The organism is Cupriavidus sp. SK-4 (assembly GCF_000611125.1).
GTDB classification, from domain to species: Bacteria; Pseudomonadota; Gammaproteobacteria; order Burkholderiales; family Burkholderiaceae; genus Cupriavidus; species Cupriavidus necator.
Window position 1 is genome coordinate 1 of record NZ_JFJW01000080.1, and the last position, 8,206, is coordinate 8,206.

The following is an 8,206-nucleotide window of genomic DNA, read 5'->3' on the forward strand; positions in this document are numbered from 1 at the left end:
GGCCCGCGCGCGCAGCGCCATCCAGTGCGCGGTCGGCGCCGCCGTGCCGAGCCAGCCCACGTACGTGCCCAGGGCCCGGGCCGCGCGTGCGCAATCCGGGAACAGCGCTACACCGGCGTCGGCCAGCCGCGCGCGGCTGGCGGGCTCGCCCGTGGTGGCGACCACGATCAGGCGGTCGGTCTTGCCCGCCACCTCGATCAGCTCGTCGGCCACGCGATCGAGCAGGTAGGCGGTGGCGTAGAGGAAGATGACGTCGATGCCGTCGGTGGCGGCAAGATTGTCGAGCACGGCGTGGGCCAGGCCGCTGCGGTTGAACAGCTGGCCGGTCAGGTCGACGGGATTCGCCACTGCGCCGAGCTCCGGCACGCCCGCCAGCAGGCGCTGCTGGACCGCCTCGGGCAGGCGCGGCACGTCGAGTCCGGCCGCGCTGAGCAGGTCAGCCGAGAGGGCACCCATCGCGCCCGACACGGAAGCCACCACCACCCGGCGCCCCGCGCTGCGCTGGCGGAAGCCGGCCAGGTATGCCAGGTCGGTCAGGTGGGTCGGATCACCCGCCTGCATCGCGCCGACCTGGGCGAAGGCGGCGCGGTAGATGGCCTGGTTGCCGGCCAGCACGGCGGTATGGGATTGCGTGGCCGCCGATCCGGCCTCGCTCTCGCCGGCCTTCAGCAGGATCAGCGGCTTGTCTGCCGCGCGCAGGCGCGCCGCGGCTTCGATGAAGCCACTGCCGTTGCGCAGGCCCTCCACGTAACCGACCACGGCCGCGGTTTGCGCATCGTCCGCGAGGTAGTCGAGGTAATCCGCATAGTCTAGGCAGGCTTCGTTGCCGGTATTGATGAACTGGTGGAAGCCCACGTCCATCTGCCTTCCTGTGGCGTAGACGATGGCGCAGACGTTGCCGCTCTGGGTCAGCAGGCTCACGGCACCCGGGCCGTCCTGCGGCGGGAACGCGCGGAAGGTGGTGGCAAATGCGGTGATGGCGCGCGTGGTCAGGTTGGCCAGCCCCATGCAGTTGGGTCCGGCGATCGCCATGCCGCTCTCGCGGGCGAATGCCGCAAGTGCGGCCTGGCGCCCGGCACCCGCTTCACCGGTCTCGGCATAGCCCGAAGCGTAGACGATGGCGGCACGGATGCCGCGGGCATGGCAGCGCCGCAACTGCGGCAGCACCTCGTCCGCGCCGAGCGCCAGCACCGCCACGTCAGGCACCTGCGGCACGGATTCGATATCGGGATAGCACGCCAGGCCGGCGATCTCCGCATAGCGCGGATTGACCGGATACACCTGGCCCTGGTATCCAAGGCGCTGCAGGTGGTCCAACGCCACGCCGCCGATGCGGCTGGTATCGCGCGAGGCGCCGACAATGGCTATCGAGGCAGGATCAAGCAGCTGCGGCAGGGCGGCGCGGCCCGGTGTGCGCGCCGTAGTGGAAAGGGGCATCGTCGTCTCCATCCTTCCTCGGTCGGAAGGTGCCCCGATTCAAGCCGATCGCGGGGGTGGCGACAAGCGCATGGCCTCCAGCTGTGCACATTATGCACAAGTGTTCAGGCAGTGGTGGCCGGTGCCTGCGGGAGCGTCCTATCGGTCACTGTGCAGCGGTCGTCAATCATTCACCGCTCCAGCCTCGCAATAATCGCCTCGGCCAGCCGCACGCAACTCAACGGCGCGCAACCCTCGGCGTTGTTGCTGACAATGACGATGGCAGGCTGGCCCGCGCGCAGCGTGCGCGCCACCACATCGGCGATGGCATGGCGGGTGTCGGGGTCGTCGTCGACGATGCGGTCGAAGGGTGCGTACAGCTTTTCCGCGTAGGCGTAGGGCCGGCCCCCATGCAGCATCCAGCGCAGCACCAGCGGACCCGGCGCTTCCTCGTCCATCAGCGCCTGCGCCGCGGCCTGGCGCGGCACCGGCGGCAGGCGGTCGCGCGCCGACAGGCAGAAGCGCACCCCGTGGCGGCGCAGCAGCCGGATGTAGCGTGGCGTCAGCAGTGCCGGGTCGCGCAGCTCTACCGTGTAGCACGCATGCGGTGTGATCGACTGATCGAGCGCCGGCAGCGCGCCCAGGAAGGCGTCAAGCCGTTCCAGGAACACGGCGCTGTCGGCCAGCGGACCCATCGGCGACAGCTGGAACAGCAGCGGCCCGCATTTGCTGCCCAGCCCGCTGGTGGCGGGCACGATGAAGTCGCGCACCGCGATCTCCGCATCCAGGAAGGCGGCGTTGGCCAGCCGGCCGGCGCCGTCGGAGCCGCGCAGCCAGGCATCGCAGACGCTGGCCGGCGCCTTGACCAGGAAGCGGAAGCCGTCGGGGACCTGCGCGGCGTAGGACAGGTAGTCCGCCAGCGGGATCGGCCCGTAGAAGCCGCGGTCGATGCCGGCGGCGCGCAGCAGCGGATGGCGGGAATAGGCGGCCAGGCCCTTGCGCGACAGCAGGCTGTCGCCGTACTCGCCGTCATAGACCAGCCCGTTCCAGCCGGGGTAGGCCCAGGAGGACGTGCCGAAGTACAGGTTCGATGGCAGCCGCGCCGCCAGCGTGTGCAGGGCTTCATCCGCCTGTGCGGGTTGCACGCTCTTGCCGCGCGCGGGTTTGCCTGAGGGGGCGGGCGGGACGGCCACGCCCGGGTGGGAAGCGGGCCGTTCCGGAGGGGCAGGTGGGGCGGGCAGGGGCAGCCCGCCAAAGAGGTCTTCAGTCAATCGTCAGCGTTGCCTTCAGTCGTTGCGGCCAATGGGTTGGTCGTAGATATAGCGGCGCGACCACGGCAGCGTATCGGCTGGCAGCCCGGCCTTGTGGCAGAGCACCTGGTAGATCGACATCTTCTCGGTCTCGAAGGCATGCGCGCAGCCGGCCAGGTAGACCCGCCAGATGCGGTATTTCTTCTCGCCGACCAGGCTGCGGATGGTGTCGCCGCGGGCCTCGAAGTTGTCGGCCCAGTGGTGCAGCGTCTGCGCGTAGTGGCGGCGCAGCAGTTCGACGTCGAAGGCTTCCAGCCCGCCTTGCTGCAGCGTGCGCAGCACCAGCCCGATATGCGGCAGCTCGCCCTGCGGGAACACATAGCGGTCCATGAACTCGGCGCCGTCCATCGGCGTCGCGCCGTTGTCCGGGTCGGGCGAGGTGATGCCGTGGTTCATCACATAGCCGTCGTCGGCCAGCAGTTCGCGGATGCGGCTGAAGTAGCCGGGCAGGTTGTCCTTGCCCACATGCTCGAACATGCCGACGCTGGTGATGCGGTCGAAGGTGCCGGCGGTGTCGCGGTAGTCCTGCAGCCGGATCTCGATGCGGTCGGACAGGCCCGCGGCCCTGACGCGCTCGGTGGCCAGGTCGAACTGGTTCTGCGACAGCGTGATGCCCACGCAGCGCGCACCGAATTTCTGCGCGGCGCGCAGCACCAGCGCGCCCCAGCCGCAGCCGATGTCCAGCAGCGTCTGGTCCGGCTGCAGCCGGATCTTGGTCAGGATGTGGTCGATCTTCTTGATTTGCGCCGTGGCCAGGTCTTCGTCGCCGTGCTCGAAGTAGGCGCAGGAGTAGACCATGTTGGGATCGAGCCAGAGCTGGTAGAAGTCGTTGGAGACGTCGTAGTGGTACTGGATCGAGCTCTTGTCTTCCTGCTTGGTATGCGCGAAGTGCTGCGCCACCTTGAACAGCGCGCCGCCGGCGCGGTGCGTGGCCGCGGCCGAGAAGCCGTAGGCGACCTTGATGATGTCCGTCAGCCTGCCCTCGAAGTCGATTTTCTCCTGCACATACGCTTCGCCCAGGTTGTCCAGGCTCGGCGTCAGCAGCAGCGGCAGGGCCGCGGCCTCGCGTACGGTCAGCGTGACAGCCGGCTTGTCGAAGTGCCCGAGCGAGTATTCGGTGCCATTCCACAGCCGCAAGCTGACCGGCAGATTGGCATTCTCTCGCAGGTCGGCGATCCAGTTGTCGAGTTGCTTTTCCAGGGCTTGCTTGAAAAACATGCGCTTTACCTCCCGATGGTTGCGGCACACGCTTCGGCCGACGCATCAGGCAAGGTTGGTACTGAGCTGGAACCTTGCCCAATCCGTCGCGAACGCTGCAAGAAAAGAGTAACCAAGCGACGCCTGTCTCACTTTAGTCCAATTCCGCAGCTTGTGCAGCGCACCGTCCAGAAGACCTCACTACCGACCCGATCGGCGCTGTTGGCGCATGTTCAGGCGCGCGCCAACCGCTTCAGGGCGACAGCCGCACGATCTGCCAGTCACCGCCGGGTTGCAGGCGGAAGGCGATGCGGTCGTGCAGCCGCGACGGGCGGCCTTGCCAGAACTCGAGCGCGGTCGGCACCAGGCGGTAGCCGCCCCAGTGCGGCGGGCGCGGCGGGTTTTCGCCGAACTTGCTGCGGTATTCCTGCTCGCGCTGCTCCAGTACGTCGCGGCCGGGCACCTCGCGGCTTTGCGCAGAGGCCCAGGCGCCCACGCGCGAGCCCAGCGGGCGCGTGGCGAAATAGGCGTCGCTCTCGTCGTCCGAGACTTTCTCGACGTGGCCTTCGACGCGTACCTGGCGCTCCAGCTGCACCCAGTGGAACAGCAGCGCCGCGCGCGGGTTTGCCGCCAGGTCCAGGCCCTTGCGGCTTTCATAATTGGTGAAGAAGGTGAAGCCGCGGTCGTCGATGCCCTTGAGCAGCACGATGCGCGCGGACGGCTGGCCGTCGGCGTCGACCGTGGCCAGGGTCATGGCATTGGGTTCGGGCAGCTTGGCCGTGACCGCCTCGTCGAACCAGCGTTTGAACTGGCTCATCGGGTCGGGCGCTACGTCGGTTTCGGACAGAGAGCCCAGCACATAGGAACGGCGAAGGTCGGCAAGTTGAGTCATGTCGCAATCATCAGGATATCGGTCGGGATGCGCGGTGCGCCCGGGGGCGGGGGCCGCAGGTCCGGCTGATTCGAGTATAGCGAATGCATCGGGGATCGCATTTGCGTGGCGACAAGCGTATCGACAGCGCCACCTGCCGCGGGGGCTAAACCGGCGGCGGCAGCACCTTGCGCCCCTGGCGCCGCGAGTAGTAACCGGCCGCGCCCATCGCGCCCGCTATCGACAGGAAGATCGGCAGCATGCCGAGCGCCGTGCCGACCACGCCAAACGTGAGCGGCCACACCACCTGGCTGGTATTGAGCACCGCCGAGCGCAGGCCCAGTGCCTCGCCGGCGCGGCCGTGCGGAGAAGCCGTGTGCAGGATGTTCATGACATTGGGCTGGGCGCTGCCCAGCGCCAGGCCCAGCACGAAGGCCAGCCCGCACATCAGCCAGAACTGCGTGACCAAGGGGTAGGCCAGGTAGGCCAGCGCGCCCACCAGCAGCGCGCTGCGGATGATCTTCCACTCCGAGAGCCGGCGCGACACCGCCGGCATTGCCACGCGGATGGCAAAGGTGGCAATGGCGAAAGCGCCCAGCACCCAGCCGATCGACGACGGCGACAGGCCGATGCGCGAGCCCTGGATCGGGATCAGGAAGGCGTGCAGGTCCCATGCGGCGGACAGCACCGCGCTGGCGATGAAGACCGCGCGCAGCTCGGGTTGCTGCAGCAGGTCCAGCGTGGAGCGGCGGCTGCCGTCCTCGATGGCGATGCGCCCGGCATTGCCGCCTTGCGCCGGCAGGCGCGGACGCAGCCATTGCAGGCCGGCCTGGCCGACCAGCGCCACCGCCACCAGCACCATGAAGGCGGGGCGGAAGCCCGCATGCTCGATCACGTAGCCCATCGTCACCGGCCCGAGCGTGCCGGACACCGACAGCCCCAGCGCATGCCAGGTGTAGTTGCGCAGCCGGGTCTCATTGGTGGAGACCTGGCCGATCAGCAGTTGCATTGCCACCTGCACCAGCATGAAGCCCACGCCGATCAGCGCGCATGACAGGTACAGCGCGCCGAGGTCGTGCCAGAGCGCCGGCAGCAGCGTGCCCGCCACCACCATCAGCGAGCCCGCGGTCATCGGCTTGCGCGGCCCGATCTCGTCGATGCGCTTGCCGGCGCGGATTGCCAGCAGCATTGGCAGCAGCGCATACAGCGACATCAGCACGCCGAGCGTGACGGTGGAGGCTTTGAGGGAAATCGCGAACAGCGACACCACCACGCGGCTGGCGTTGAAGGCCACGTGGTTGCACACCGTCAGCGCGATCAGCCACGTGATCGGCGGGACGGCGGCGTGCGGCAGCGACATGGGAACGGGGGCTCGCGGTGGGGCCGCGCTCATGGCGGCCGGCGGCCGTGCCGAGGCGGGAAACAAGGAGGAAACAAAGGGCGGCCGCAGCCGCGCCTTCAGAAGGATGCAGACGGGCGAACCCGCACCGCATCCGATGCTTGCCATGCTTAAACTTCTTGTAAATGGCCGTTTAATTATGCGCCTGGCGTGGGCGCGGCACAACGGCTGCGTGCGGCAGGATGTCGCAGCGGGGCAAAGTGTTGCGATTTTGCTTCAGACAATGGGGGACATGTGGCCGCCAGGCGACGCGCCAGGGCACTAGTGGCGCACGCACCTCAACCGCCCTTGTGCAGGGCATCGCTGTCCGGGCGCGCCGGCGCCGGCTTGCGCTCCTCGCGCTCGCTGGGGCGTGCCGGCTCGCGGGTCTGGGCGTCAGCCTGCGCGGCGGTGCCCGGCGTTTCCTTCGGGATCGGCTTGCCGGCGGTCATGCCGGCGGTCTTGCCGGTGCTGGGATCCTTGTAGGTCTTGCCCGGCGGCGGCGCGACCGGACGTTTGCGCAGGTCGGCCAGCAGCGCTGCGCACAGGTTGTCTTCGCCGCCCGGCGACAGGTCCACCAGCGGCAGCACCGCCGTCGCCACCGGTGCCAGCAGCGCCAGCGACAGCGCGCCGCCGGCGCGCAGCGCCAGCACCCCGATATCGGGGCTGACGGACGGCTTCTTCATGGTGCCGCCCACGTACAGCGGCGAGCGCAGCGAGAACACGCGCAGGCCCTTGGAGTCCGGGTGGATGGTCAGCGCCAGCTTTTCATTGCGCAGGTCGATGCCGCCGGTGGTCTCGATCACCGCATCGTCCGTATCCAGCACGAAGGTGCGCGCGCGCGCGATGCCGTCGGTGAAGGCAAAGTCGCTGACGCCGCAGTTGATCCGCACCGGCCTGTCGCCGAACAGCTTGCGGATCACCACGCTGCCCACGTTCAGGCCCATCGCTTCAAGCAGGAACTTGCTGACCGTGCCGTTCTCGACCAGCAGCTTGGCTTCGCCGTTGGAAGAGGCCATCAGCGCCGCCACTGAATTGCCGGTGGCCGAGAGCTTGGCGCTGCCGTTGAGTTCGCCGATGCTGGTGCGCATCAGGTCAAAGGTGGGGAACAGCTGCTTGAGCTTCATGTGCCGCGCGGTCATGTCGACCGTGGCCCCCATCGGCTCGCGCTTGCCGTCCAGGCGCATGGTCGACACCAGATTGCCGCCGGCCACGCCGAAATTCAGCGGGTCCAGCAGCAGCACGCCGTCCTGCAGCTTCAGGTGCGTGACCAGGTCGGTGATCGGCAGGTCGGCATCGCGGATGATGCGCTTGCCGGTAAAGCGCACGTCGGCGTCAATCTCGTCCCAGCGCTCGGTGCGGAATGGCGCCACCGGCAGCGCCTTGTCGGGCGGCTGAGCCACCGGGCTGTCCTTGGCGGGGCGGCCGGGCTTGGCATCGGCGCCGATCAGCGGCGCCAGGTCGACAAAGCGCAGCTGGTTGGACACCAGATTGCCGGCCAGCAGCGGACGCGGCTCGCGCTTGGTGAAGGTCAGCGTGCCGGACAGGTCGCTGCCGCCGACGCGGCCGGTGAACTTCTGGTATTCGTAGACCGAGCCTTGCTTGCGCAGCGTTGCCATCAGCCGGCCGCGGGTCTGGTACGGCGGCGTGGACGGCAGCACCACGCCGGTCAGCGCATAGAGCTTGGCCATGCTGTCGCCGGTCAGGGTCAGGTGCACGTCCAGCGCGGCCAGGTGGGCGGGGTTGGTCACGGTGCCTTCGATCAGGGCGCGGGTGGTGCCAACCCGCACATCGGCCAGGATCGGGAAGGGCACGTCGGTGTTGCGCAGGCTCAGCACCGTGCCGGCCTTGCCGCTGGCGTTGATGGTGGCCTCGTTGTAGCGGCCGGTGGCTTTCCAGCGCACGCCATAGCGGCCGTTGGCGGCGGTGGCCGAGGCCGGCGGGCCCGATGCGCCGGGTGCGCTGGCTGCGCCGGACGCCGAAGCCGCCGGCGCGGAGGCTGCCGCTGCCGCACTGGCGGGGGGGCCCGGGGGG

6 protein-coding genes are annotated in these 8,206 nt (G+C 68.9%); all 6 read right to left on the bottom strand.

Annotated elements, in window-relative coordinates; genetic code table 11:
* Window positions 1-1,437, bottom strand: a 1,437-nt coding sequence (locus tag CF68_RS17325; RefSeq protein ID WP_051591565.1) for an acetate--CoA ligase family protein, incomplete at its 3' end; no start/stop codon positions are given.
* A gap of 170 nt (window positions 1,438-1,607) precedes the next feature.
* Window positions 1,608-2,687 (bottom strand): DUF72 domain-containing protein, encoded by a 1,080-nt coding sequence (locus tag CF68_RS17330; RefSeq protein ID WP_035820980.1) that lies wholly within the window; start codon window positions 2,685-2,687, stop codon window positions 1,608-1,610.
* A gap of 15 nt (window positions 2,688-2,702) precedes the next feature.
* The gene (locus tag CF68_RS17335) at window positions 2,703-3,944 is read right to left on the bottom strand and encodes a cyclopropane-fatty-acyl-phospholipid synthase family protein (protein WP_035820982.1); all 1,242 of its coding nucleotides are present in this window, start codon (window positions 3,942-3,944) and stop codon (window positions 2,703-2,705) included.
* A 232-nt stretch (window positions 3,945-4,176) separates the two neighbouring features.
* On the bottom strand, window positions 4,177-4,815 hold the full coding sequence (gene pdxH / locus CF68_RS17340; protein WP_035820984.1) for a pyridoxamine 5'-phosphate oxidase: 639 nt from the start codon (window positions 4,813-4,815) through the stop codon (window positions 4,177-4,179).
* 145 nt (window positions 4,816-4,960) lie between these two features.
* Window positions 4,961-6,154, bottom strand: a complete 1,194-nt coding sequence (locus tag CF68_RS17345) for an MFS transporter (protein ID WP_035820986.1) — start codon at window positions 6,152-6,154, stop codon at window positions 4,961-4,963.
* A gap of 317 nt (window positions 6,155-6,471) precedes the next feature.
* Window positions 6,472-8,206 (bottom strand): AsmA family protein (locus CF68_RS17355; protein WP_035820991.1); only part of this gene is annotated, 1,735 nt, incomplete at its 5' end.